Source organism: Chloracidobacterium sp., assembly GCA_016711345.1.
Taxonomy (GTDB): domain Bacteria; phylum Acidobacteriota; class Blastocatellia; order Pyrinomonadales; family Pyrinomonadaceae; genus OLB17.
Window position 1 is genome coordinate 1,860,392 of the sequence record JADJTD010000001.1, and the last position, 22,653, is coordinate 1,883,044.

27 protein-coding genes are annotated in these 22,653 nt (G+C 48.9%); 20 read left to right on the plus strand and 7 right to left on the minus strand.

What is annotated here, in order from left to right; all coding sequences use genetic code 11:
- Positions 1 to 61: 61 nt before the first annotated feature.
- Complete coding sequence (locus tag IPL32_07730; protein MBK8465705.1) at positions 62 to 1,486, plus strand: MATE family efflux transporter; 1,425 nt, start codon at positions 62 to 64, stop codon at positions 1,484 to 1,486.
- Between the two features lie 102 nt (positions 1,487 to 1,588).
- On the plus strand, positions 1,589 to 2,284 hold the full coding sequence (locus tag IPL32_07735; protein ID MBK8465706.1) for a leucyl/phenylalanyl-tRNA--protein transferase: 696 nt from the start codon (positions 1,589 to 1,591) through the stop codon (positions 2,282 to 2,284).
- On the opposite strand, the gene IPL32_07740 is transcribed toward IPL32_07735, so the two are convergent.
- Positions 2,281 to 2,664 (minus strand): hypothetical protein, encoded by a 384-nt coding sequence (locus IPL32_07740; GenBank protein MBK8465707.1) that lies wholly within the window; start codon positions 2,662 to 2,664, stop codon positions 2,281 to 2,283. The two genes, IPL32_07735 and IPL32_07740, sit on opposite strands and share 4 nt — an antisense overlap.
- A 141-nt stretch (positions 2,665 to 2,805) precedes the next feature.
- On the opposite strand from IPL32_07740, the gene IPL32_07745 reads away from it, so the two are divergent.
- Genes IPL32_07745 through IPL32_07760 form a run of 4 tightly spaced genes read left to right on the plus strand, consistent with a single transcriptional unit; the run spans position 2,806 to position 6,510 of the window.
- Positions 2,806 to 3,831 (plus strand): phosphoribosylformylglycinamidine cyclo-ligase, encoded by a 1,026-nt coding sequence (locus IPL32_07745; GenBank protein ID MBK8465708.1) that lies wholly within the window; start codon positions 2,806 to 2,808, stop codon positions 3,829 to 3,831.
- A gap of 4 nt (positions 3,832 to 3,835) precedes the next feature.
- Positions 3,836 to 4,765: a tetratricopeptide repeat protein gene (locus IPL32_07750; GenBank protein ID MBK8465709.1), complete on the plus strand. Its 930-nt coding sequence runs from the start codon at positions 3,836 to 3,838 to the stop codon at positions 4,763 to 4,765.
- A gap of 42 nt (positions 4,766 to 4,807) precedes the next feature.
- Positions 4,808 to 5,947 (plus strand): transglutaminase domain-containing protein, encoded by a 1,140-nt coding sequence (locus IPL32_07755; protein MBK8465710.1) that lies wholly within the window; start codon positions 4,808 to 4,810, stop codon positions 5,945 to 5,947.
- Positions 5,944 to 6,510, plus strand: a complete 567-nt coding sequence (locus tag IPL32_07760) for a phosphoribosylglycinamide formyltransferase (protein MBK8465711.1) — start codon at positions 5,944 to 5,946, stop codon at positions 6,508 to 6,510. The genes IPL32_07755 and IPL32_07760 overlap by 4 nt, the downstream gene beginning before the upstream one ends.
- A 214-nt stretch (positions 6,511 to 6,724) precedes the next feature.
- On the opposite strand, the gene IPL32_07765 is transcribed toward IPL32_07760, so the two are convergent.
- The 5 genes from IPL32_07765 to IPL32_07785 form a co-directional block, all read right to left on the minus strand.
- The gene (locus IPL32_07765) at positions 6,725 to 7,138 is read right to left on the minus strand and encodes a hypothetical protein (protein ID MBK8465712.1); all 414 of its coding nucleotides are present in this window, start codon (positions 7,136 to 7,138) and stop codon (positions 6,725 to 6,727) included.
- A 93-nt stretch (positions 7,139 to 7,231) separates the two neighbouring features.
- Positions 7,232 to 7,798, minus strand: a complete 567-nt coding sequence (locus tag IPL32_07770) for a DUF1003 domain-containing protein (protein MBK8465713.1) — start codon at positions 7,796 to 7,798, stop codon at positions 7,232 to 7,234.
- A 51-nt stretch (positions 7,799 to 7,849) separates the two neighbouring features.
- Complete coding sequence (locus tag IPL32_07775) at positions 7,850 to 8,440, minus strand: hypothetical protein (GenBank protein MBK8465714.1); 591 nt, start codon at positions 8,438 to 8,440, stop codon at positions 7,850 to 7,852.
- A 37-nt stretch (positions 8,441 to 8,477) separates the two neighbouring features.
- Positions 8,478 to 8,630: a lmo0937 family membrane protein gene (locus tag IPL32_07780; GenBank protein MBK8465715.1), complete on the minus strand. Its 153-nt coding sequence runs from the start codon at positions 8,628 to 8,630 to the stop codon at positions 8,478 to 8,480.
- A gap of 26 nt (positions 8,631 to 8,656) precedes the next feature.
- Positions 8,657 to 8,983, minus strand: coding sequence for a hypothetical protein (locus IPL32_07785; GenBank protein MBK8465716.1), 327 nt, complete (start codon positions 8,981 to 8,983; stop codon positions 8,657 to 8,659).
- Positions 8,984 to 9,247: 264 nt separating this feature from the next.
- Between IPL32_07785 and IPL32_07790 the strand changes: the two genes are divergently transcribed.
- The 8 genes from IPL32_07790 to mnmE all read left to right on the plus strand — a co-directional run bounded on the left by IPL32_07790 (position 9,248) and on the right by mnmE (position 15,076).
- Positions 9,248 to 9,478 carry a DUF2281 domain-containing protein gene (locus tag IPL32_07790; protein ID MBK8465717.1) on the plus strand — a complete coding sequence of 77 codons (231 nt, stop codon included), beginning with the start codon at positions 9,248 to 9,250 and terminating at the stop codon, positions 9,476 to 9,478.
- Positions 9,475 to 9,861: a type II toxin-antitoxin system VapC family toxin gene (locus IPL32_07795; protein MBK8465718.1), complete on the plus strand. Its 387-nt coding sequence runs from the start codon at positions 9,475 to 9,477 to the stop codon at positions 9,859 to 9,861. Before IPL32_07790 ends, IPL32_07795 begins: the two co-directional genes overlap by 4 nt.
- A 386-nt stretch (positions 9,862 to 10,247) precedes the next feature.
- Complete coding sequence (rpmH, locus tag IPL32_07800) at positions 10,248 to 10,394, plus strand: 50S ribosomal protein L34 (protein MBK8465719.1); 147 nt, start codon at positions 10,248 to 10,250, stop codon at positions 10,392 to 10,394.
- A gap of 8 nt (positions 10,395 to 10,402) precedes the next feature.
- On the plus strand, positions 10,403 to 10,792 hold the full coding sequence (gene rnpA, locus IPL32_07805) for a ribonuclease P protein component (protein ID MBK8465720.1): 390 nt from the start codon (positions 10,403 to 10,405) through the stop codon (positions 10,790 to 10,792).
- Positions 10,793 to 10,857: 65 nt separating this feature from the next.
- Entirely contained in the window at positions 10,858 to 11,067 is a 210-nt protein-coding gene (yidD, locus tag IPL32_07810; protein ID MBK8465721.1) for a membrane protein insertion efficiency factor YidD, read from the plus strand.
- A gap of 78 nt (positions 11,068 to 11,145) precedes the next feature.
- On the plus strand, positions 11,146 to 13,095 hold the full coding sequence (locus IPL32_07815; protein ID MBK8465722.1) for a YidC/Oxa1 family insertase periplasmic-domain containing protein: 1,950 nt from the start codon (positions 11,146 to 11,148) through the stop codon (positions 13,093 to 13,095).
- Positions 13,096 to 13,162: 67 nt separating this feature from the next.
- On the plus strand, positions 13,163 to 13,612 hold the full coding sequence (locus tag IPL32_07820; GenBank protein MBK8465723.1) for a hypothetical protein: 450 nt from the start codon (positions 13,163 to 13,165) through the stop codon (positions 13,610 to 13,612).
- 81 nt (positions 13,613 to 13,693) lie between these two features.
- Positions 13,694 to 15,076: a tRNA uridine-5-carboxymethylaminomethyl(34) synthesis GTPase MnmE gene (gene mnmE, locus IPL32_07825; protein ID MBK8465724.1), complete on the plus strand. Its 1,383-nt coding sequence runs from the start codon at positions 13,694 to 13,696 to the stop codon at positions 15,074 to 15,076.
- 99 nt (positions 15,077 to 15,175) lie between these two features.
- Here mnmE and IPL32_07830 read toward each other — a convergent pair whose 3' ends face one another.
- On the minus strand, positions 15,176 to 15,805 hold the full coding sequence (locus IPL32_07830) for a hypothetical protein (GenBank protein ID MBK8465725.1): 630 nt from the start codon (positions 15,803 to 15,805) through the stop codon (positions 15,176 to 15,178).
- A 276-nt stretch (positions 15,806 to 16,081) separates the two neighbouring features.
- On the opposite strand from IPL32_07830, the gene mnmG reads away from it, so the two are divergent.
- The 6 genes from mnmG to tatC all read left to right on the plus strand — a co-directional run bounded on the left by mnmG (position 16,082) and on the right by tatC (position 22,562).
- Positions 16,082 to 17,971, plus strand: coding sequence for a tRNA uridine-5-carboxymethylaminomethyl(34) synthesis enzyme MnmG (mnmG, locus tag IPL32_07835; GenBank protein MBK8465726.1), 1,890 nt, complete (start codon positions 16,082 to 16,084; stop codon positions 17,969 to 17,971).
- Positions 17,972 to 18,359: 388 nt separating this feature from the next.
- On the plus strand, positions 18,360 to 19,121 hold the full coding sequence (locus IPL32_07840; protein ID MBK8465727.1) for a ParA family protein: 762 nt from the start codon (positions 18,360 to 18,362) through the stop codon (positions 19,119 to 19,121).
- Positions 19,114 to 20,004 carry a ParB/RepB/Spo0J family partition protein gene (locus tag IPL32_07845; GenBank protein MBK8465728.1) on the plus strand — a complete coding sequence of 297 codons (891 nt, stop codon included), beginning with the start codon at positions 19,114 to 19,116 and terminating at the stop codon, positions 20,002 to 20,004. The genes IPL32_07840 and IPL32_07845 overlap by 8 nt, the downstream gene beginning before the upstream one ends.
- 56 nt (positions 20,005 to 20,060) lie before the next feature.
- Positions 20,061 to 21,038, plus strand: a complete 978-nt coding sequence (gene selD, locus IPL32_07850; GenBank protein MBK8465729.1) for a selenide, water dikinase SelD — start codon at positions 20,061 to 20,063, stop codon at positions 21,036 to 21,038.
- 6 nt (positions 21,039 to 21,044) lie between these two features.
- A complete protein-coding gene (locus tag IPL32_07855) occupies positions 21,045 to 21,491 on the plus strand; it encodes a twin-arginine translocase TatA/TatE family subunit (GenBank protein ID MBK8465730.1) in 447 nt (148 codons plus the stop codon).
- A 6-nt stretch (positions 21,492 to 21,497) separates the two neighbouring features.
- Positions 21,498 to 22,562, plus strand: coding sequence for a twin-arginine translocase subunit TatC (gene tatC, locus IPL32_07860; GenBank protein MBK8465731.1), 1,065 nt, complete (start codon positions 21,498 to 21,500; stop codon positions 22,560 to 22,562).
- The last annotated feature ends 91 nt before the right edge of the window (positions 22,563 to 22,653 follow it).

Below are 22,653 nucleotides of genomic sequence, written 5' to 3' on the forward strand. Positions count from 1 at the left end.
CTGAACAACGGGTTGACGCGACGTGTATTTTTGTTTTCTGTCTTAATCTAAGGAACTGGTCATGTCTATTAATAATCAATCTACGCCCGTGGAGGCGGTCGATAATTCTCCTTTGGCGGTGCTGCGCGAGGCGATACGCGGATCGAACCGCGATTTTACAACGGGGCCGATAGGGCTGGCGATATTTTTGCTGGCGGTGCCGATGATACTCGAAATGAGCATGGAAAGCCTTTTCGCGGTCGTCGATATTTTCTTTGTCGCCAAGCTCGGTGCCGACGCGATCGCTATTGTCGGACTTACCGAATCTGTAATGGCGTTGATCTATGCTGTCGCTTTTGGACTGGCTATCGGCGCGACGGCAACCGTTGCTCGTCGGACGGGCGAAAAGGACGAAGCCGGCGCGGCAAAGTCGGCGGCGCACGTTATCTATCTAGGCGTGATCGTTTCGGCGATCATCAGTGCGATAGGCATTGTCTTCGCGCCCGATATATTGAAGCTGCTCGGCGCTCACGACAGAGTGATCGTGGAAGGCACGACATTTATGCGGATAATGCTCGGCGGCAACGCGGTCGTCGTGTTCATTTTTCTGCTCAATGCCATCTTTCGCGGAGCGGGCGACGCCGCAATTGCGATGCGTGTGCTGGTTTTGGCAAATGGTTTGAATATGGTGCTTGCGCCGTGTTTTATTTTTGGCGTCGCATTCTTTCCCGAGCTCGGTGTCACCGGCGCGGCCGTTGGCACTACGATCGGCAGAGGAATCGGCGTGCTTTATGCGGCGTGGCACTTGATGCGGCCAGGCGGCCGGATACACATAGATCGAGAAAGCTGGCGGTTTGACCCAAAGCTCCTGTGGAAACTCGCAAGATTGTCTTCGACCGGCGTTTTCCAACTTCTGATCGCGACGGCGAGTTGGACGGCGTTGATGCCGATCATGGCGGGTTTTGGCGAGGTCGCGATTGCGGGTTATGTTATTGCTCTGCGTGTTGTGATGTTTGCTTTGCTGCCGGCGCTTGGTTTGAGTAATGCAGCCGCGACAATGGTCGGGCAGAATCTCGGTGCCGGAAAACCAGAACGCGCTGAGGCCGCTGTGTGGAAAGCTGCGTGGTTCAACGCCGCCGTTTATTTTGGCATTGGCCTAGTCTTTTTGTTCTTTTCAAATCAGATCATCGGCATTTTTACGCAGGAGGCGGAAGTTCTACGATACGGCACGTCGGCACTGCATATCATTGCCTTCGGTTTTGCATTCTATGGTTTGGGAATGGTGCTGGAAACGGCATTCAACGGCGCCGGCGACACATGGACGCCGACATATCTCAATCTGCTGATATTTTGGATCTTTGAAATACCGCTTGCTTACGCTCTGGCATATAGATTCGATCTAGGACCGGACGGAGTGTTTTGGGCGATAACACTTGCGTTCTCGCTCCTTGCAATCGCTAGCGGCCTGCTGTTCAAACGCGGAAAGTGGAAACTCAAGACGGTTTAGGAATATTCACCACAGAGACACGGAGGACACAGATTTTTCGCAAGAAGTTATTTCGTTTACTTTTTCTCTGTGCTCTCTGTGACTCTGTGGTAAAAATGTCTTATGTCTTTGCCCGTGTTTCCCGATCCGAAAACCTTTAAATATCCTGAATGGGTCTCGATCGGGGACTATCTTTTCCGTTCGCACGACGTCGTTTCGTTTGGTACGAAACTGACGGTCGAAAATGTGCGCGAAGCTTATCTGAAAGGCATTTTCCCGTGGTACACCGAAGGAGTTCCTTTGCCGTGGCACTGTCCCGAGGAACGTGCGATATTGGAATTTGCCGATCTCAATGTTCCGCGCAGTTTGGAACGTGCCCGCCGAAAAAATGACCTGACATTTACGATCGACAAAGATTTTCGAGCCGTCATCCGCGAATGTTCGCTCGCTCATCGTCCGGGCCAGCGCGGTACTTGGATCACTAATGAGTTTGAGAGAGTTTTTACCGAGCTTCACGACAAGGGCATGGCTCACAGCGTCGAGGTTTGGGATGCTGACAGCAATCTGGTCGGCGGGCTTTACGGCGTGGATGCGGGCGGAGTTTTTTGCGGCGAGAGTATGTTTTACAAGGTGCCAAACGCCTCAAAAATCGCGCTTTTGTTCCTGATCGACCATCTAAGATCACGTGGCTCAACGTGGCTCGACACACAAGTAATGACGCCTCATTTTGAAGCGCTCGGCGCAAAAGAGATCTACCGCGATGAGTTCTTAGAGAAGCTCGCGTTTACTCAAAGATCCAGCTTAAAATTATTTGGTTAAAAGATCTGAAAACCTTTTGACTTGAGGCAAAAGTCGGCAAATTCCTTTAGCCAATCGTGTGTGACGCTGTAGTTTTTCCACTGTTCGTCGCCATCGCGATGGAGCGTCATGTCATCGGGTTCGTCAGTGATGCTCAGGTCGGAATAGATCCGCTTGTTCGGTGCTAGTTTAGGCAGGAATTCGTTTTGTATGCGCGTGCCGATCGCGTGTGCGTCCTCTATTGAGACCTTGACGCCGGTCGCGTTGTAATTCATCTGCCGCATCGCGCCTTCGCCGAGGATGTCGAGGCTGCGGATGATCTCAAGCGCGGCTTTCCAGTTCCACACGTTTGCGGTAAATTCAAAACTCTCGCTGCCGAGATCGGTCAATGTAAAACTCATAGATTGATTTATAACAAATTGCTTTGACTTATACTTGCGGACAGACCAAGCAGTGATGCCCTACAGATAGGCTAAACTGTCAAACGCTGTTTGGTCAATGAGTTTCGTTTGCGAACGCGATATAATTCGGTTTTTCTCGTTATGAATAAACCAATCTCATACGCCGACGCGGGCGTTTCGATAGACAAAGCAAATCTTGCCGTCGCGAAGATCCGCGATATGGCGCGCAGCACGTTTAATGAGCGGACGCTGACCGAGATCGGCAGCTTTGGCGGAATGTTTGCCGGAGCATTTCCCGATATGTCGGAGCCTATACTTGTTGCATCGGCTGACGGCGTCGGAACGAAGCTCAAGGTTGCTTTCGAGACAGGAATTCACAACACGGTCGGCGCCGATCTTGTAAATCATTGTGTCAATGATATTTTGGTCCAAGGCGCGCGGCCTTTGTTTTTTCTCGATTACTTTGCCACCGGAAAGCTTGAGCCAGATGTAACGGCATCCGTCGTTGAAGGCATGGCCCGAGCCTGCCGCGAAAATAGTTGCGTTCTTCTCGGCGGCGAAACGGCGGAAATGCCCTCGATGTATGCTGACGGCGAATACGATCTTGCCGGATTTATCGTCGGCGTCGTCGATAAACCAAAAGTCATCGACGGCAAATCGATCACGTCCGGCGATATTGTTCTCGGAATTCCATCGACCGGCCTGCAAACAAACGGCTACTCGCTTGCTCGCAAACTGTTTTTTGAGGTTGGCGGCTATTCTGTAGATTCGCATTTAGACGAACTCGGTTCAACGGTCGGCGAAGCATTACTCGCCACGCACCAAAGTTTCTTGCCGCAGATCGGCCCGCTACTCGACAGCGGCGTCATAAAGGGCCTCGTCCACATCACCGGCGGCGGCTTTCTCGAAAATATCCCCCGTATCTTGCCGGAAGGCGTGTCCGTCGAAATAAACCGAGGCACATGGCCGGAACTGCCGATCTTCAAACTAATGCAGCGCCTCGGAAATGTCGAGACACAAGAGATGTTCAGGACTTATAATATGGGTGTAGGGATGATCGTCGTGTGTGCTGAGGAGCATGTGCCGACGATCAGGGATCAAATACAAACAAGTGTTGTGATAGGACAAATTACAAACGGAACAGGAGAAGTGATCATCAGTGCCTAAAGCTATGAAAAAGATTCAGTTGTTAATATTTGTGATCTTATTTGCTGCCGGAGCAGCGGTTGCGCAGACTGCCCAGCAGCATCTCGATCAGGGGATTCAATACTATAAAAACAAACAATACCCACAGGCTATCGCGAGCTTTACCGCTTCGATCAACTTGGCTCCTGCGGCTCCGACAGCTTGGTTTAATCGCGGGCAGGCTTATTTTTTCTCCGGCAATATAGATATGGCGATCGCTGACTATTCGCAGACGCTGGTATTGTCGCCAAACCATAACGACGCACTGTTTCAACGCGGCCTGGCCAGGAACAGGAAAAAGGATCACATCGGTGCAATCACGGACTATTCTAAGGGCATACAACTGACCCCAAACGAGGCTCAAATCTGGTATAACCGCGGCATCGCCTATTCTGATAAAGGTGATCTGGATCTCGCGCTTGCCGATTACAATCAGGCGATAAAGCTAAATCCAAACTATATGAAGGCTTTTGTTAATCGCGGTTCGGTGTATTACAAGAAAAAACAGTACGATCTTGCTCTTGCCGACACTAATATTGCGGTCAGACTCGACCCGACATACGTCGAGGGTTGGAATAATCGGGGAATGATCTATTCCGCCATGGCCCAATACGATATGGCGATCGCGGATTATAGCGAGGCGATGAAAAGGAACCCTAATTACGCCAAGGCTTACCTTGACAGAGGCATCGCCTATAACAAAAAGAAGATGAACGACACGGCCATTTCCGATATAAATCAGGCGATAAAGCTCGATCCAAAATATGCCGGTGCCTATCTAATGCGTGGAGCGATCTATTTTGATACGAAACGATATGACCTCGCTAAAGCCGATATGGAAAAAGTTTTGCAGCTGACACCGAACCAGAAACTCGCAAGCGATGTCCTTGCAAAAATTGCAGCTCTGCCTAAATAGATAGAGATGTAGTTATGAATTGAGACCGGTCAAGCAGAAAATATGTCAGACGAACTCTTTGGCTCGTATCAAAAGAGCCGCGTCAACTCTAAGTCTATAGTCATCGGGCTTGTTGCTTTGATCGTGTTGTCTGGTGCGGCGTATTTTGTTGTTTGGATGAGCAAGCCGGTGCCGCGTCCTGAAGAGGACATTATTGCCGAGCAGATACGCAACAATACGGTATCAATGCTCGATTACCGAACGTTTTCCGGCGAGGAATTTCGTCAGCAGATACTTGGAAAGGGCAGACTCGAACGCTATGTAAAGGTAAACGACGAAGCATTCTTTACCTATCCCGAAGCCGACGACAGCGATTTTGATGCATTCATTGGAAAGACCTTTTTCGATGCGGCAAAGATCGAGCTAGGCAAACTTGACGGCAAACACTTGAAGATCGGCGATTACAAAATGCCGACCTATTACGCCGGGCGATTTTTCAGGACAAGCCTCGCCAATATTAAAATTCCACGTGAGCAAACGCTTACGTTTCCTTACTCGACGGCCAACTACACAATGACGCTCGACGAGATGAACGACTTCTTTAACGACAAGAGCGTTTACGGCGGCAGGCTTATCGCACAGCAAGGTGAGCGAACAAACAGGCCTACATTCATCTTTGCCAACCACGGTATCATGGTCGCAAAGCCGGACGAGCCTTCGCTAAGAAGGCTTGCTGACGATCTGCTAAAAGACGTTGGGCAAGATCGTGAGGCCCGTGTTCAAAGACTCGTTGATTTTGTCTCAAACGAGATTGAATACAGTTTCACCGAGGCCATCGGCGGCGGCGAAACTCTAAAACGCGCCAACGAAACGCTGATGACCCGCAACGGCGATTGCAGCAACAAAACGATCCTGTTTGCCTCGCTGCTCGAACAGATCGGCGAAGAGTACATCCTGCTTTACTGCCCGCGACACATAACCGTAGCGGTGCCGATCGGTAATTTTCCAAACGAGAACAAGGTTGATTTTGAGTTTAATTCTCGTCAATGGGCTGTAGCAGAAACGACCGTCAAAGGCTTTCAAGTCGGACTTTCAAAAGTTGACCGCCCCGAAATCCTCCAGCTAGTCAACTACGTCCAAGACCCAAAACATATGGATGTCATTTTCGACGTAAACTCTGGCGAGTTTTTGAAGTTCCTATGAAAATCGGAATACTAATATCAGGCCGTGGTTCGAATATGGTCGCTCTTGTCGATGCGGTTCAGAGCGGCGAGATACCTGATTCGGAAGTTTCGGTTGTTATCAGTAATAAGGCTGACGCTGCTGGGCTCGAAAAAGCGCGTGATCGAGGCGTTGAGACTGTCGTGATCGAGCAAAACGGCAGAACGCGCGAAGAGCACGATGCCGCTATCATCGATGAGTTAAACAAACACGGCGTTGAACTGGTTTGTCTTGCGGGCTATATGCGGCTGCTATCGCCGAACTTTGTTCGTGCCTTTCCAAATAAGATCATCAATATTCACCCAAGCCTGCTGCCATCGTTTCCCGGCCTTGATGCACAGAAACAAGCTTTCGAAGCAGGCGTCAAAGTCACTGGCTGCACCGTGCATTACGTCGATGAACTATTAGACCACGGCCCAACGATATTGCAGTGCGAAGTAAATAGGCTTGACGACGACACGATTGAAACGCTTTCAGCGCGGATATTGGAGCGGGAACATACGCTCTATGTTCAGGCTGTCAAGCACATAATTTTCCATGACTGAAATATTTGTAGGATTGATCGGCATAGGGATTGGAATCTATTCAATCTATGAATCCAGATTGAATCCGTATCCAGAATCGTCTCGAAATTGGTTCTTTCGAAAAGCTGGATTGTCTCCGGAGCTAGATCGATTCTTCTCATGGGTAGTTGGGGCTGGATTTATTGTTGTGGGGGTTTTGTTCTTAATACTAGGCATTGCCAACGTTAGCCGATAACTATTCACTATTCCCTCTCCTCCTCGGATGATTAAGCGCGCGTTTCGAGACTTGGGCCGTTCGCAGATTGAGCAGTAATATTCCGTCAAGGTCTATCTCGGCGTCTGTGAACTTAAGCGTGTCTTTGATCTGCAGTCCACACTCCACCAAAAGCCTGTAAGCCGCGATCTTTTTGCCGCCGTGCCGCCCGGACTTCAAAACAGGATACGCATTTTTCATCGAAGCCACCGTCGGTTTCAACCCGATCGAGTTATTCGGCGCGTCATACAACAGCAAAAAAGCCGCCGGCTCATCCAAACGCTCATACGCGGCCCGGTTCATCACGATCGTCCCTTTGCTATTAAGCGTCACATAAACCCCAGCCCACTGCGCCTTCCTTCCATCCCGCGGTATCTCTTTCCAATCTCGTTTCATACTTATATTACCTCTCCATAATTGTAACACGAAAGAATGTATGTTGCACGGATTGCACGCTACTAAATACTTTATCTAATCTAATTTTTTAAGTTACGCATCGTTCGGATCCTCGCCCGTGGCGGCCATTATTTGCTCTATCATCCTCTCGGGTTTCATTGGTTCGAGGAGGGCTTTCATCGCTTTATCATCAAAGGAAACGCCGACCTTCTCGGCGATCGCTTGTAATAATTCAAGCGTCTTCGTATTTTCCTGTTCGGCGAGCATGTTGATCTGGAGATCTAGATGATTGCGGCGTTCGGTGAGTTTTGTCTCGTGGTTTTGGCTAATCAATATGAAGGTGGAAAGAAAAATCGCCTCAAGCGAAACTACGAGTGTAAGAAATGTGTAAGGAAAAGGATCAAACTGAAAATTTGCAATTGAGTTGACGGTGATCCAACCGCCAAACCAAACGATGTGAACATAGACGAAGACCATGCTGCCGCAAAAGGCGGCTATGCCTTCGGAGATCTTTTGACCAACGGTACGGTTGTCTTTTTGCGCGTTTTCAATGCTGATTATCTTGAGGACATTGTTCTCAGTTTCAGCGTCCACACTTCTTTTGTCGGTAGAAGATCTTGAATTCTCAGATCTTTTGGCAGTTTTTTGTGAAGTTGGCATCATATTTAATTGGTCCCGCGCGGGGCGGGACCAATACAATTGATTTAAAACCTAAAGCAATTCGCTGCGTGCCTGTTCCGCACGAGCCGCACCGATCGCGGTTTTGACTTTCTTTTCTTCTTCAGGCGGCGGCAGAACAGCCGGAATGCCTAACGAATCCAACCAAAGTTCCCGACACCAGCCTTTTGTGTGATAAAGATGCTCGTCCTCTTCGTCCTCGACCTCGTCGTGAGCGGCTTTAAGAATTTTGGCCGTGTCGCCGGTCTCGTTTTTTGCGAGTTCACCAATAAGATGCCAATTTTGGTGATCTTTTGTTTCACCTTCAATGACACATTCAGCGGCAACTAACTCGGCACCCTTAGGATCGGCGGAGGCCAAAGCCATTTCCATTGCCTTGACTAACGATGCACCTTTGAAATGCACTATGCTGCGGCCCGGCGTTTCTGCATCGGGATCCAGTCCGAGGTCGGTGAGAGCTTTATTCACTATCTCTACGTGATGTTTTGTCTGATCGAGATATTCTTCCCACTCTTTCTTTAGATCTTTGTTTTGAACACATTTTAAAGCAGTTGTATAGATCTCTACTCCGCCTAATTCAGTTTCGTACCACTGATAAAGAAGTTCTTTTGCGTTACGCTTCATACTTTCTCCCTCGATTACTAAAGTTACAAAATACTAATCAATCAACTCTTCGTCCGGTGACAAGCTGCACGACCAATACAACGATCGCTATCACTATCAGAATGTGAACAAAATTACCAAGAGCTGCACCGGCAAAGCCAAAGCCTAAAGCCCATAGAATCAATAGAATTAAAAAAATTGTCCAAAGCATAATTTCTCCTGTAGTTTGACGACTGACTATTTGCGAGTCGCCGTTTTTTTAGCGGTTTTTGCCGTTTTCTTTTTAGGCGAAACCGCCTTTTTCAAAACTGGTTTCTCCTCAGCCGGTTTCTTCGCGGCGGCAGGTTTTTTAGTTGGGCTCTTTGTTTTCGCTGGAGCCGCTTTTTTTGCGGCATGCTGTTTTGTCGAACTCTTAACAGCCGACTTTCCGCCAACAGCTTCAACCGCTTTGTCAGCGACACCCTCGATCGCACCTGTCGCGGCTCCCGTCAATGCCTCGCCCACAACTGTTTTCGCTTTATCGTAAATTGTTTCTAATGTTCCTTTTGATTTTTTCTTAGCCATTTTTTCTCCTTGATAGGTCGGGATTTATAGTTAAATATCTACGAAGATCGATTCTACTTAACTAGAGGCTGTTATCTGTCCGATACCGTACAGTAGGTCGAACGACAACAGGATCACATCTGCAGGCTGGGATTATGACGCGGCAGGTAACACGCTGACCGACGCGTTCAGACGTGGGAAGACTTAACCACTGATTCATTTAACGTTTCCGCCAAAAATGGCGTTCTTATGTGATAAAATCCATTCTGGAGACACATAAGTTTTATGCATCAAGTACGTGTGGAAAAAAATTCAAGAGTTCCGTTGCCCGATCTGATCGATTCGGTTATTAACGGCGACGAAGTCATTTTCACCCAAGATAATTTGCCCGTTGCCAAACTCGTTGCTGTACAGCAAAAAAAAGTTCGCCCACAGTTTGGGAGCGCTAAGGGAATGTTTGTAATGGCAGACGATTTTGGCGAACCGCTTGAAGATTTTGACGATTATCGAAAATGAATTTGCTGCTCGATACACATACCCTTCTGTGGTTTATTGCGGGCAGCTCGAATCTGAGCACTGATGCTCGAAACTTAATTGAAGATACCGAACACGAAAAATTTGTCAGCATCGCCAGCATTTGGGAAACGGCAATTAAAACCAGCATTGGCAAGATGACTTTGTCCGCACCCTTCGAAGCCTTATTTCCACACCAACTACAAATTAATGGCTTTGAATTACTTCCCGTCAAAGTCGGCCATGCATCTGTGGTTCTAACCCTACCTTTTCACCACCGAGACCCGTTTGACCGGTTGTTGATAGCACAAGCTATTGACGAAAATATGACGCTGGTTAGCGTGGACGAAGTTTTCGATAAATACGAAACAACACGTTTGTGGTAAATACTTTTTCGGCTATGGCTCGAAAGGATTTTCCCGACGCTATTGAATTGGTCCCTTTCAGGGACAATTAGAGTTATGTTTTAAGATGATGACGGTGTTGATTGGTATGGATGATCCGCGTGCTCTTGGAGGATGATGGGCTGGGTGGAAAAGTTTTCAGACTGTCAAAACCCGATGGCTTTTTGGGGGTGTTCCGATGGCTTTTTGGGTTTTTCCGATGGCCATTTGAAGAATTTTCATCACAAAGGCACCGAGAACACAAAGTAATTAGCTGCCTGCCCTTTGTGTTCTTAGTGCCTTTGTGGTGAATTCAGCTTTGACACAAGGGCGTATTTTGCGTAAACTCAAGGTTTTCACTTTCGCACTAGAAGTGATGGAGAGTAATTATGCCGAAGAGAACATATCAACCAAACAACCGCCGCCGCGCGAAAAAGCATGGCTTTCGGGCGAGGATGGCGACCAAGAACGGCCGTGCCGTGCTCAAACGCCGCCGCGCGAAAGGACGCAAGAGATTAACAGTCCACCATTATTAGGCTTTAGCTTGCCAAAGGAAGCTCGGCTGCTGAAACGCGCCGATTTCCTTCGGGTTTACGAGCATGGAAAGCGTTTCGAAGGCCGTTTTATGACGGTTTTCATTTTGCCCGCGAGAGCAGATATTCACCGCGTCGGCATAACCGCTACCAAGAAAGCCATTGGCAAGGCGCACGACCGCAATCGTGCCAAACGGCTGTTGCGTGAGAGTTTTAGATTGAGCCGTGCTGAGTTAGACGCCGTTACGGTGAGATACGATTGGGTTTTGAATGCCCGGCGAAGCATTCTAAAGGTAAAGCTCGAAAAGCCGCTGGCCGAATTTCGAGAGATCGCATCTCGCATAGCAACCGGCGAAGATCCTTTACCACAGAGAACACAGAGAAACACAGAGAAAAACTAAGCCGATGCGGTTCTTTTTTCTACTCAGTGAACTCTGTGCCCTCTGTGGTAAATTGCTTTAAAGCGATGAAGTTTTTGGTCTTAGATCTTTTGGGCATTTATAAGACGTTTTTGTCGCCCTTTTTTCCGCCGGCGTGCCGGTTTGAACCGACCTGTTCGGAATATGCACGCGAAGCGGTCGAGAAATACGGGGCCATTCGCGGAACATGGCTCGGCCTAACGCGTATCTTACGATGTCAGCCGCTATGCAAAGGCGGGCATGATCCGGTGAAATAAGGGTTCAAAGTTTTAAGTTCAAAGTTTAAGGTCGAGACGACTAACTTTGAACCTTGAACCTTGAACCTTGAACTTAAGATGGAAGATAGTAGTAATAAAAGTAATCAAAGCCGTTTCTTGATCGCGGCAGTATTGTCGATGGCGGTCCTGTTTGGCTGGTCGTATCTTTTTCCGCCGCCAAAGCCTGCCCCTGACGCAAACGCCAATGTTGCCGCCAATACTGCGGCCAATACCTCGACTTCTGCTCCTGCCGCACCTGCAACCACGCCTGATATCACTCAAGTTGGTTCGATGCCGGCCACAAACGCACCGCAACGTGAGATCACTATCGGTTCGCCGCTGTATGAAGTAAAGCTCGATTCGAAAGGCGGACTTGCGACAAGCTGGATCATCAAGGCCAACATTTCGCCCAAGGCTGAATTCCCCGTCTATGCTGACGGCTCAAACGCTTCTAACGAAAAGCCGCTGCAGCTCATTTCGACCAAAGCACTTGAGCAATCGCCGCGTGACATCCCTTTTCGCATTATCACCGGTGACAACGCCCTTGATCTGATGATCAACGAAGGCGTTTTTGAGGTCAGCGGTGCGGACACAGACGCCATCTCATTGAACGGTGCTGAGAATCGAATGCTCGAGTTTGTTATGAAGAGCGATGTTATGCTCCGCGGCGTGACTCAGGCTCTCGAGGTGCGAAAGAAGTTTACTTTTACCGCGAACAGCTACCTCAGCGACCTTGCAATTACAATACTCCTAAACGGCCAGCCTGTGCCAAACACAAAGCTTGCGATCGGTGCAAGCATTGGCGATCACGCCATTAATCATCACAATTTTTACCACATCGAATCCGAAGCCGTCGCCGGCGTTGACGGCGATATCAAACGGCATCAGGGCAATTACGCTTTTACCTTCGACGCCAACAATCAGGCTACGCTAACTGACAACGGCAAGGTCGATTGGGCAGGTGTCGGTGATGCATATTTTGCGATGGCAGCAATTCCAGCCACGCAGGCTCAGAGCGTTGAGTATCGTGCATTTAAGTACGACGTCCAGACGCAGCCATTTTTCTACTCGATCTTTCAGTGGATAATGCGTAGCCCGACCACGCAGGAAACGCGGCATTTGGTCACAGTTTATCTGCCGATCACGGCTGACGGATCTATAACAAAGATCTTTACCGGTACTAAGGACCATTTCCTGCTAGATTCGCTGAACGCCGATCTCAGCAAAAGCGTCGGACGCCCGCTGGACCTGACAAACCTTATTAACTACAGCAGTTACTGGTGGCTCCGCTGGATGACGAAACCGCTTGCGACCGTCATTCTATACTCGCTGAACTTTTTTAACGCCCTCACGCACAACTACGGCGTCGCGATCATTGTCTTTACATTCTTGTTCTATTCGCTGCTCTTCCCTCTCAGATGGGCGCAATCGCGTTCCTTCAAAAAGGCATCTGGCAACGCTCCGAAAATGAAGGAGATCCAGGACAAGATCAAAGACCTGCAAAAGAAAGGCGTCCCTAACGACGACGCCCGCATGCGCGCCCTCCAAATGGAACAGCTCAAGCTGACCAAGGACGCTCTGCCCATCGGCGGCTGCCTGCCGATGCTGCTGCAATTCCCTCTGCTGATCGCATTTTACACGGCAGTAACGGTTTCGATGGAAGTCCGACAAGCAAGCTTCATCTGGCTGCCTGACCTTTCGGCGGCAGATCCGTGGCACTTGCTCGAATTTGCCTTCGCGATCTCGATGATCCTGTCTATGAAGTTTACGCCGCAGGCGGCGACCATAACGCCCGAGCAGCAGATGCAGCAAAAGATGATGATTTACTTTATGCCTGTAATGATGCTGTGGGTAATGTGGGCGGCTCCGTCGGGACTTTTGCTATATTGGTTTTTCGGTAATATAGTTAGTTTTGCTCAGCAAATGGTCATCAACCGGATGAATAAAGACAGTGATCCGCCGGGAACCGCTAAGATAGTGGATTCCGTGCCTAAGAATGCTAAGCAGGTAAAGCCGAAAATGGCGTGACGGAACGCAGGCTGTCAGCCTGCGAGTAAAACTGCCAAACGCAGGTTTGTAGCCTGCGTTCCGACATATGAACGAAATTTGTGAAAACGCAACAGAATTCCTCGCGGGCCTCGTCAAGGAACTAAAGTTTGATCTCAGCGTTTCCTCCGAATGGACGGACGAAGGCTGTATTCTCAATCTCAGCGGCGAGGATGCTCATTTTGCGCTCGCCGAGAATGGCGAACTGCTTGACGCCTTTGAAGTTTTACTTTTTCAGATCTACGGCCGCCAACTTGACCGCGAACACCGCTTTATCGTCGATGCCGAAGGCTTTAGGCAGACCCGTAAAGCCGAGCTTCATGCCATGGCCCGCTTTGCCGCCGATCAGGTCCGCAAGAACGGCCGTCCGTTCACATTCGGCGTCTTAAATTCAACCGAACGACGCATCATTCACATGACCCTTCAGTTGGAGCAAGACCTCTTCACCGAATCAGTCGGCGACGGACGCGATCGTCGGCTACAGGTTCGTCTTCAATAAAATTAGCTACAAAGGCACAAAGAACGTAAAGGAAGTGTTTTTCCTTTGTGTTCTTTGTGCCTTTGTGGTGTAAATGTATTTATGCCGGATACCATCGCCGCACTTGCAACTCCAACTGGCCGCAGCGGTATAGGTGTGATCCGTTTAAGTGGCGGCGAGTCGCTGACCATTGCTCAGAAGTTGGTTGCCAACCCTGAGTTCGATCCCAAACCTCGATTTGCAACTCTTGCGCAACTTTGCAGCCCGACAACAGGCGACGTAATTGACGAAGCTATCGTCACCTTTTTCCAAGCACCACACTCATTTACGGGCGAAGATGTTATCGAGATAAGCTGCCACGGCTCTCCTGTTTTGCTTAGGCAGGTGATAGATATTTGTCTAAATCTGAATGCTCGAATGGCGGACGCCGGCGAATTTTCGCTTCGTGCTCTTGCTAACGGCAGAATGAATCTCGCCGAGGCCGAAGCAGTACGCGATCTGATCGATGCCCAGACGACAGCGTCGGCAAGACAGGCGATAAGACAGCTTCGCGGTGAGTTTTCAAGTCAGTTACAGCCTCTAAAAGATGAATTATTGAACGTTATAGTCGTCCTCGAATCGGCTCTAGAATTTGTCGAGGACGACCTGCCGGAATTACAGGCAGAGAGTGTAAAGACAAAGCTATCGAAGATTGTTGAGGAAACGGGCAAATTGGCAGCGACTTTTCAAGCCGGAAGGCTCATTCGTGAAGGCTTGCGGGTTGTTTTGGTTGGACGGCCAAACGTCGGTAAATCCAGTCTTTTCAATGCTTTACTCGGCAGTGATAGGGCGATTGTCACCGAAATTGCCGGAACTACGCGTGACCAGATACACGAGCAGTTTACTATTGGGGATATTCCGATTTCACTTATCGATACTGCCGGTTTGCGCGAAACTACCGACACTGTCGAGAGCATAGGCGTTGAGCGTTCGAAAGCGACGATGGCGGATGCTGACATCGTTATCGTCATGCTTGATTCTTCCGAAGAGATAACCGCCGATGATCACAAAATTCTCGACAGCGTAAAAGATCTCAATTATATTGTCGTACTGAACAAGATCGATAAGGTGCCGTCGTTTGATATCGACCGCATCATCGCCGGTGAACACTCAAAGCTAGGATATCTGAGGCCAAAGATCGTGCCGATCTCGGCAAAGACAGGCGAGGCTCTCGAAGATTTGCTCGATGCGATCGTCAGGCCATTTTCACCACAGGACATTACTACTTCGGGGTTTCTGGTAACAGATGCACGCCATCATGATCTGCTGACGCGGGCGAAGGCTGAGATCGAGCAATCACTCGAACAAATGAACAGCAAAATGAGCGAAGAGATCGTTCTCATCGGCCTGCACAATGCACTTCGCTACCTCGGCGAGATCACCGGCGAAACAACGACCGAAGATATGCTAACTCGAATCTTTTCAACATTTTGCATCGGAAAGTAACTATAGTGGAATAAGTAAGAGGTGCCAACCATTCGGTTTGACACCTCTATAAGATATAAGACTTTCCAGGCCATGACACTGTGGACTAAATTTAAGGTCCTACCGTTTCCAGATGTACGACTCGTTCGACCCGGCAATGTCAACTCTTAGTTCGTTGCCCTGTCTCGTTATTGTTGCCTGGCTGCCGCCCAAGATAAGTGTACCTTTCGAATAGCTGCCTCGCGTGGTCGAGCCATTTGCATACACGGTGACGGTACCATTACGGTTAATGGTCATTGTTCGGCGATCATTTCCCCTACGCCAGTTCCAAGTTCCATAGATCCAGGAATCATTGTTTCCACCCCAAGGATCATTGTTTCCGCCCCATGAACCGCCCTTACGACGTACTTCGATGAATGAGGCCTTGTCGTTATACTTAAGGTTGAAGCTGCCTGGTCCATATTCCTCACATTTTCCCGATCCGCGTCCATTCCCTTCATTTTCACAGAGGCGAATCCTGTAACCACTACGCACCGTAACCGACGATGCTTCATCATTCTCTAGATCTCCGAACTCACCCGCTCCAGAAAGGTACCTGCCGGGCCCGAAGCTTTGTGACCGGCCGCGGGAATTTTTTTCTTGATAGACCACCGCACCCTGTCCACCAAAGTTATCGTTATACACCTGAGCTTTGATCGAAACCGCGATCAATAGCATAAATGAAAAAAACAGAAAAGTTTTCTTGAACATAGTTTCTCCCTAATAAAAAGACGCTTTCACAAATAACTGCAAGGCTACAGCCGTCATCTACATGAATAGATCTCGAGGATATTTTACAACTTCGCGTGAGTTTTTTCACTAGCAAACTTCTTTTTGAATTTAATGATATTGTAACTGAGCCAGGTCATTGATTTCCTGACGGAGATGCGAGCCTTTCCTGACACTGGAACATCTTTATTGGCATATGCGCATTATTTAATTACAATACTGTATTCCGCCAAAGTGCATGCGGCAGGCGTTATTCTTATGTTTGACGAAAGTTTTGATGTGATAGTGATCGGTGCAGGACACGCAGGCTGCGAAGCGGCCTCGGCATCCGCACGTCTTGGTGCGGATACGGCACTCGTCACTATCAACCTCGATCTGATCGGACAAATGTCCTGCAATCCTGCGGTCGGCGGCATAGCTAAGGGACATGTTGTCCGTGAGATCGACGCTTTGGGCGGCATTATGGGCCGAGTGATCGACCGTACGGGCATTCAGTTTCGGCTTTTGAATCGATCGCGTGGCCCTGCCGTTCAATCGCCGCGTGCCCAGGCAGACCGCAGTCTTTATCGAACAGAGATGCGCCGCGTGCTCGAAGCAACGCCAAATCTACATCTGCGACAAGGCGTGGTTATTGATCTAATTGTTGAGAACAATAAGGTTATAGGCGTTGAAATGCAGGATTCGCGACGATTTGGTGCGAAGGCGGTCGTAGTCGCAACCGGCACTTTTCTCAATGGAACGATCCACACGGGCCAAAAGACCTTCTCGGCAGGACGCGCCGGTGAACCAGCTTCAATTGAGCTTGCCGAAAGTCTTAAAACACACGGCTTCCCTGTCGGACGTCTAAAAACAGGCACGCCGCCGCGTCTCGATGGTCGGACCATCGATTGGGACGCCTTTGAACCGCAGCCGCCGGATGAAAAACCTGTGGCTTTCTCGTTCGCGACCGAAAAGATCGAACAGGATCAAATTCAGTGCTTTATTGGTTACACGAGTGACCGGCTTCATCAGACTATCCGCGATAATTTGCACCGTTCACCGCTTTATTCCGGAAAGATCAAAGGGGTTGGACCGCGCTATTGTCCATCGATAGAGGACAAGGTTGTTAAGTTTGCCGACAAAGACCGACATCAGCTATTTCTTGAGCCTGAAGGACATAACACTAACGAAGTTTATCTGAACGGCTTCTCGACATCGTTGCCGTCTGATCTGCAGCTTGAACTTCTTCGTATGGTCAACGGTTTTGAGAAGGTGCAGATCATTAGGCCTGGTTACGCGATCGAATATGATTTTATTGATCCGCGAGAGATGCGTCCAACGATGGAATCGACCCGCATGACTGGCCTTTTTCTTGCCGGACAGATAAATGGGACGACTGGATATGAAGAAGCTGCTTGCCAGGGTTTGATGGCTGGGATTAATGCTGCTTTCTGTGCTCAAGGCCGTAAACTCTTTATTTTGCAACGAGATGAGGCGTATATTGGTGTGCTGACTGACGACCTTATTCGGCATGGGGTTGATGAGCCGTATCGCCTATTTACATCTAGAGCCGAGGCTCGACTGACGCTGCGGCATGATAATGCCGATCAGCGCTTGTCGCCAAAAGGTCGTGAAATAGGTCTAGTTGGTGATTCAGATTGGGAACGTTTTAACAAGAAGCGCGACCGTATCGCCAATCTCCGCAATGCACTTGATCTTACGCGATTCAAACGTTCATCAGTCGAGTATGCGAGCATCTCACAAATTTTGGGAGCCGATCTAGGCGATTCCATCACACTTTCCCAATTGGCAATGCGTCAGGGCGTCAATTCTGAGTTGATCCGTCGGCTTCTGCCAATTGAGATCCAAAAGGAAACCAAAATCGTTGATCTCGAAACTTCCCTTGCTGATTCCCTTTACAGTGGTTATATCGAGAAGCAAAAATTAGCGACTGAGCGTGTCAATCATCACGACAGCCTGAAAGTACCTACGGACTTTCAATTTAATTCAGTTGGCGGCCTTTCAAATGAGATGGTTGAGCGGCTCGAACGAGCTCGTCCTCAAAATTTTGGCCAAGTACGCACGGTAAACGGCTTGACCGCCGCTGCACTTTCTTCAGTTTTGGTTCATTTGACCGCCAATTCACCTTCGCAAAGTTCAATAAATTAGTATTTTGATCCTCAATGTGGCACGTGCCACATTTAAACAATCACCCTATGTGGCACGTGCCACATAGGGTGTCCATTTATTCTGATAATTTAATTTCAGTCACTTCGTTCGCAATGTGGCACGTGCCACATTGATTTGATCTTTATCAAATTTATATGAATTTAATGAAAAAACCCGTTCTACGGTTTAAATGTGGCACGTGCCACATTCATTTGTCCTCATATCATATTTATGCAAATTTTGACGAAAACGCCGATTCTGCGCTTAAAATGTGGCACGTGCCACATTTTTTTGTTTTTTTGTGCGCAATGTGGCACGTGCCACATTCGCGATTAGAATTTGGCTCACGGCTGTGATAAGTTAGAATCTCGTCACGAAAAGCGTAAAAATGGGTAAGATAATAGCTGTTGCTAATCAAAAAGGCGGTGTAGGGAAGACAACGACGGCGATCAATCTCGCAGCAGCGCTGGCGGCGCGTGACCGTAAGGTTTTGCTTGTTGATGCTGATCCGCAGGCAAATGCCACGTCCGGAGCGGGAATTCCACGTGGAAACGCCAGAAAGACCTTATATAACGCTCTCATCATGGGTGAATCTGTGCGGGATATGGTTTTGCCGACGGAAATACCAACACTTTGGGTACTTCCATCGGGAAAGGACCTTGCGGGAGCCGAAGTTGAACTAGTAGAAAGGCCCAATCGGAACTTTGCTTTGAAAGAGATCCTCACGGAGATCAAGGCTTTTTTCCACTACATAATTCTCGATTGTCCGCCGTCACTTGGAATTCTGACTCTTAACGGCCTGACCGCTGCTGATTCGCTGCTAGTGCCGATCCAATGTGAATATTACGCGCTTGAAGGTGTAACGGAGCTGTTTGACACTTTGACACGAGTGAAACGGGAACTGAACCCTGCTCTGACGATCGAGGGTCTTCTTTTGACAATGTTCGATGAGAGGACCAATTTATCGACCGCTGTGGCAAAGGATCTGCGAGATTTTTATGGTTCTCAGGTGCTGGAAACGGTGATCCCGCGAAATGTGCGCCTTGCCGAAGCCCCTAGTTTCGGAAAGCCGATCATGGTTTACGATCCGAAATCAAAAGGAGCGGAAAGTTATGATGACCTTGCAAAGGAGATATTGAAACATGCCTAGACAAACTCTTGGAAGAGGCCTAAGTGCTTTAATTGGAGAAGATACAGTTACCTCTGCCTCATCGGCTGCGCCAGCAAAGGCCGAAGAGTCTGCAACTTTAGAACTCGACATCGATCTAATCGAACCTAATCCTGAACAACCCAGAACTCGATTTACCGACGCAAAGCTTCAGGAGCTTGCTCAATCGATACGGATCAACGGTGTTGTCCAGCCGATCGTTGTTCGCCCGTTTGGTGGACGGTATCAGATCGTCGCCGGTGAACGGCGCTGGCGGGCCTCGCAGATCGCTGAGCTGCGCAGGATACCGGCATTTATCCGCGAAGTTTCGGATGAAAAGCTGCTCGAACTCGCACTTGTCGAGAACATCCAACGACAAGAGTTGAATCCGATCGAAGAAGCCAATGCCTACCGCAAACTCATTGAAAACATTGGACTTACGCAGGATCAGATCGCTGAAAGAGTTGGCAAGGACCGCACGATCGTGACAACTTCGTTACGGCTTTTGCGTCTCGCAAATGACATACAGCGTTCGATCGAAGAAGGCGTACTTACCGCCGGACACGGCCGCGCTTTGCTGACGACCGACGATCCAAAAGTGAGGCGTGAAGTGGCAAATTACGCCATCGACAACGGCTGGTCGGTTCGTGATATTGAAAAGGCGATCAAGCGTATATCAAGCGGTTTCGCAATCAACTCATCAACCAAGCGCGTAGAACGGAGCATTGACGCCAACGTAAAAGCAGCTGAAGTGAAACTGACAAGGGCGCTCAACACAAAGGTACAGATCATTCCCGGTAAAAAAGGCGTGGGTGGAAAGATCGAGATCGAGTTTTACAGCACCGATGATCTTGACCGCATTTACGACGTTATCATTAAGAAATAAAAGGAGTTACGGCAATGCAAAAGCGTTTGACGGAAATGGTTGACTGCGCGGGTTGAGTGGCTAAACTCGCACCGAGCGACCTTGCTCAAGTTTTGAGCAAACTTCCGGCACAGAATAATGAGAATGTGATCGTCGGCTTTGACCATGCTGACGATGCGGGAGTTTTTCGCCTTTCGAACGACACTGCGCTTGTGCAAACGCTCGACTTTTTTACTCCAGTCGCCGACGAGCCCGAGATGTATGGTCAGATTGCCGCGATAAACTCACTCAATGACGTTTATGCCATGGGCGGCACACCATTGACCGCACTTTCTATAGTCTGTTATCCGCAAAAAGGCGATTGGGATGTTCTCGGCCAAATTCTGGCGGGCGGTCAAAAAGCAATGAATGCAGCAGGCGTTGTGGTAATCGGCGGACATTCGGTTGACGATAAAGAGATGAAATTTGGATATTCCGTCACAGGAATAGTCCATCCAGACAAAGTCATCACAAATGCCGGAGCAAAGCCCGGAGATATTTTGATACTGACCAAGCCGATTGGAACCGGAGCCATCAATACGGCAATAAAGCATGGAAAGGCAAGCGGAGAAACCGAAGCGGCGGCGATTAAGGCAATGACAACATCTGCGGCGGCGGCATCCAAGGTTATGCAAAGTGTTGGTGCAAATGCGTGCACCGATGTGACCGGTTTTGGTTTGATGGGCCATGCTTTTGAAATGGCAAAAGCAAGCGATGTGACGTTAAACATTGATTCTAAAGCAGTTCCGCTGTTGCCTGACGTACTTGAATTGATCTCACAGGGAATGCTGACACGCGGCGACAAAAACAATCGCGTTTATGTCGGCGAAACCGTTAGAATACAAACAAGTGTTTCGTCCGAGATGCAGAGTGCGTTATACGACCCGCAAACGGCCGGCGGATTGCTGATCTCGATGCCGGAAGCAAAGGCTGCAGCGTTTCTTAGTGAAATAGAAGGAGCGGCGATTATTGGCACTGTGGCGGAGAAGGGAAATTATCTTATCGAGGTAAACTGATTGTTTTTGTTCATCTTAGAATCCTTCGGAACACCGGAATTGCTGCTTGTCGGGCTTGTCGCTTTGATCTTGCTTGGCCCGCGAAAGCTGCCGGACCTGGCACGAAAGGCAGGTAAGATGATGTCCGAATTTCGCGGAACGGCCAATGAATTCAAGGAAACATGGCAACGTGAGGTGAACTTTGAGGAAGAGGCAAATGCTTTAGACATAAAAGCCTTTGACTCGGAACCTGTGAAGCGTGTCGATTCCATCTCTACATCTGAAGCGACAGAATCACCGGCCCAGCCCTCGATAAAACAAATCGACCCTTCAAAATTTGAACATTTGGTTGGAAGCGACGCATCCGCTATGCAGAAATCCAAACGTGAACAAGAGCCCAACACTCACGACGAAGAGCAGCCAAAGTTGCCCCTCGAAACCGCCGACCCAAACGACAAAAAGAACTGGCTATAGCGTTTGATGGAAGAGACCAAAACAGAACTTGAGCCGGAAGCAGGCGGACAGATGTCGTTTCTCGAACATCTCGACGAGCTGCGCAAGCGGCTTGTAAATTCTGTAATCATTATAGTTGTGTTCTTCCTAGCCTGTTGGTTCGTCTCTGACAAGATCTACAATTTTCTCTCCGTGCCAATTCGCAGGGCGCTGTCAGAAGCAGCTCGACGGGATCTGCCTGTTAACGGCATCACCGGTAACGAAAAGATCCTCGCCATCAACAATTTAAAAGAGAACGACGAAGGCCGCTATATTTTTGATGACACATTTAACATCGGCCCAACCGTCGTTTCGCCCGGAACTTCAATAAAGGCAAAGGTTTCCCGTGATTCCGAAGGCAAGCTTGGGCTTTTTACGACGGAGGCGCTCTTTACCAATAACGCGATAGTTCCTTCGGGAGTGCGGCTTCCGCTCAAATTTGAGGAAACCGCTATTGGTCAGCCAAATTCTGATGAGAAGATGATCGTTACTACAGCTCTCGAGTCGTTTACGCTGTATGTAACTGTTTCGCTTTATTCTGCGATCGCATTTGCTTTGCCGCTGCTGCTTTGGCAATTGTGGATGTTCATTTCGCCCGCACTATATAAACACGAACGCTCGTATGTGACTCCATTTATTGGACTTTCGACCGTTTCATTTGTCATCGGCGCGGCTTTTGCTTACTACATTTTGTTTCCGCCGGCAGCGAGCTATCTGCTCGGCGTAGGGCAGGATTTCAAGCTGCTTCTTAAGGCGAGCGACTATCTCGATTTCATCATTATCATCATGCTCGCGATGGGCCTGATCTTTCAGATGCCGGCAATTACCTATGTCTTGGCTCGGATCGGCATTGTCACCGCGGGTTTGATGATCCGAACGTGGAAGATGGCACTTATCGTCATCCTGATAGTCGCAGCCATCGTCTCACCGACTAGTGACATTCCGAACATGATGCTGTTTGCGGCTCCGATGATCGTCCTCTATATCATCTCGATCTTTATCGCCTGGTTCTTTGGCAAAAAACGTCAGACTGACGCCGAAGCGAACGCCTAGCCTTCATACAACCTAATCGCAGGGGTTTTGCATCTTGAATTAGTGGCGATTACTGTTTAAAATCTATTGAATTATAGGTTCGGTCCCATTG

What these genes read in the sequence shown, in the direction of transcription:
- IPL32_07730 (MBK8465705.1), top strand. Translation starts at nt 62, where the DNA reads ATGTCTATTAATAATCAATCTACGCCCGTGGAGGCGGTCGATAATTCT.
- IPL32_07735 (MBK8465706.1), top strand. Translation starts at nt 1,589, where the DNA reads ATGTCTTTGCCCGTGTTTCCCGATCCGAAAACCTTTAAATATCCTGAA.
- IPL32_07740 (MBK8465707.1), bottom strand. Translation starts at nt 2,664, where the DNA reads ATGAGTTTTACATTGACCGATCTCGGCAGCGAGAGTTTTGAATTTACC.
- IPL32_07745 (MBK8465708.1), top strand. Translation starts at nt 2,806, where the DNA reads ATGAATAAACCAATCTCATACGCCGACGCGGGCGTTTCGATAGACAAA.
- IPL32_07750 (MBK8465709.1), top strand. Translation starts at nt 3,836, where the DNA reads ATGAAAAAGATTCAGTTGTTAATATTTGTGATCTTATTTGCTGCCGGA.
- IPL32_07755 (MBK8465710.1), top strand. Translation starts at nt 4,808, where the DNA reads ATGTCAGACGAACTCTTTGGCTCGTATCAAAAGAGCCGCGTCAACTCT.
- IPL32_07760 (MBK8465711.1), top strand. Translation starts at nt 5,944, where the DNA reads ATGAAAATCGGAATACTAATATCAGGCCGTGGTTCGAATATGGTCGCT.
- IPL32_07765 (MBK8465712.1), bottom strand. Translation starts at nt 7,138, where the DNA reads ATGAAACGAGATTGGAAAGAGATACCGCGGGATGGAAGGAAGGCGCAG.
- IPL32_07770 (MBK8465713.1), bottom strand. Translation starts at nt 7,798, where the DNA reads ATGCCAACTTCACAAAAAACTGCCAAAAGATCTGAGAATTCAAGATCT.
- IPL32_07775 (MBK8465714.1), bottom strand. Translation starts at nt 8,440, where the DNA reads ATGAAGCGTAACGCAAAAGAACTTCTTTATCAGTGGTACGAAACTGAA.
- IPL32_07780 (MBK8465715.1), bottom strand. Translation starts at nt 8,630, where the DNA reads ATGCTTTGGACAATTTTTTTAATTCTATTGATTCTATGGGCTTTAGGC.
- IPL32_07785 (MBK8465716.1), bottom strand. Translation starts at nt 8,983, where the DNA reads ATGGCTAAGAAAAAATCAAAAGGAACATTAGAAACAATTTACGATAAA.
- IPL32_07790 (MBK8465717.1), top strand. Translation starts at nt 9,248, where the DNA reads ATGCATCAAGTACGTGTGGAAAAAAATTCAAGAGTTCCGTTGCCCGAT.
- IPL32_07795 (MBK8465718.1), top strand. Translation starts at nt 9,475, where the DNA reads ATGAATTTGCTGCTCGATACACATACCCTTCTGTGGTTTATTGCGGGC.
- rpmH (MBK8465719.1), top strand. Translation starts at nt 10,248, where the DNA reads ATGCCGAAGAGAACATATCAACCAAACAACCGCCGCCGCGCGAAAAAG.
- yidD (MBK8465721.1), top strand. Translation starts at nt 10,858, where the DNA reads ATGAAGTTTTTGGTCTTAGATCTTTTGGGCATTTATAAGACGTTTTTG.
- IPL32_07815 (MBK8465722.1), top strand. Translation starts at nt 11,146, where the DNA reads ATGGAAGATAGTAGTAATAAAAGTAATCAAAGCCGTTTCTTGATCGCG.
- IPL32_07820 (MBK8465723.1), top strand. Translation starts at nt 13,163, where the DNA reads ATGAACGAAATTTGTGAAAACGCAACAGAATTCCTCGCGGGCCTCGTC.
- mnmE (MBK8465724.1), top strand. Translation starts at nt 13,694, where the DNA reads ATGCCGGATACCATCGCCGCACTTGCAACTCCAACTGGCCGCAGCGGT.
- IPL32_07830 (MBK8465725.1), bottom strand. Translation starts at nt 15,805, where the DNA reads ATGTTCAAGAAAACTTTTCTGTTTTTTTCATTTATGCTATTGATCGCG.
- mnmG (MBK8465726.1), top strand. Translation starts at nt 16,082, where the DNA reads ATGTTTGACGAAAGTTTTGATGTGATAGTGATCGGTGCAGGACACGCA.
- IPL32_07840 (MBK8465727.1), top strand. Translation starts at nt 18,360, where the DNA reads ATGGGTAAGATAATAGCTGTTGCTAATCAAAAAGGCGGTGTAGGGAAG.
- IPL32_07845 (MBK8465728.1), top strand. Translation starts at nt 19,114, where the DNA reads ATGCCTAGACAAACTCTTGGAAGAGGCCTAAGTGCTTTAATTGGAGAA.
- tatC (MBK8465731.1), top strand. Translation starts at nt 21,498, where the DNA reads ATGGAAGAGACCAAAACAGAACTTGAGCCGGAAGCAGGCGGACAGATG.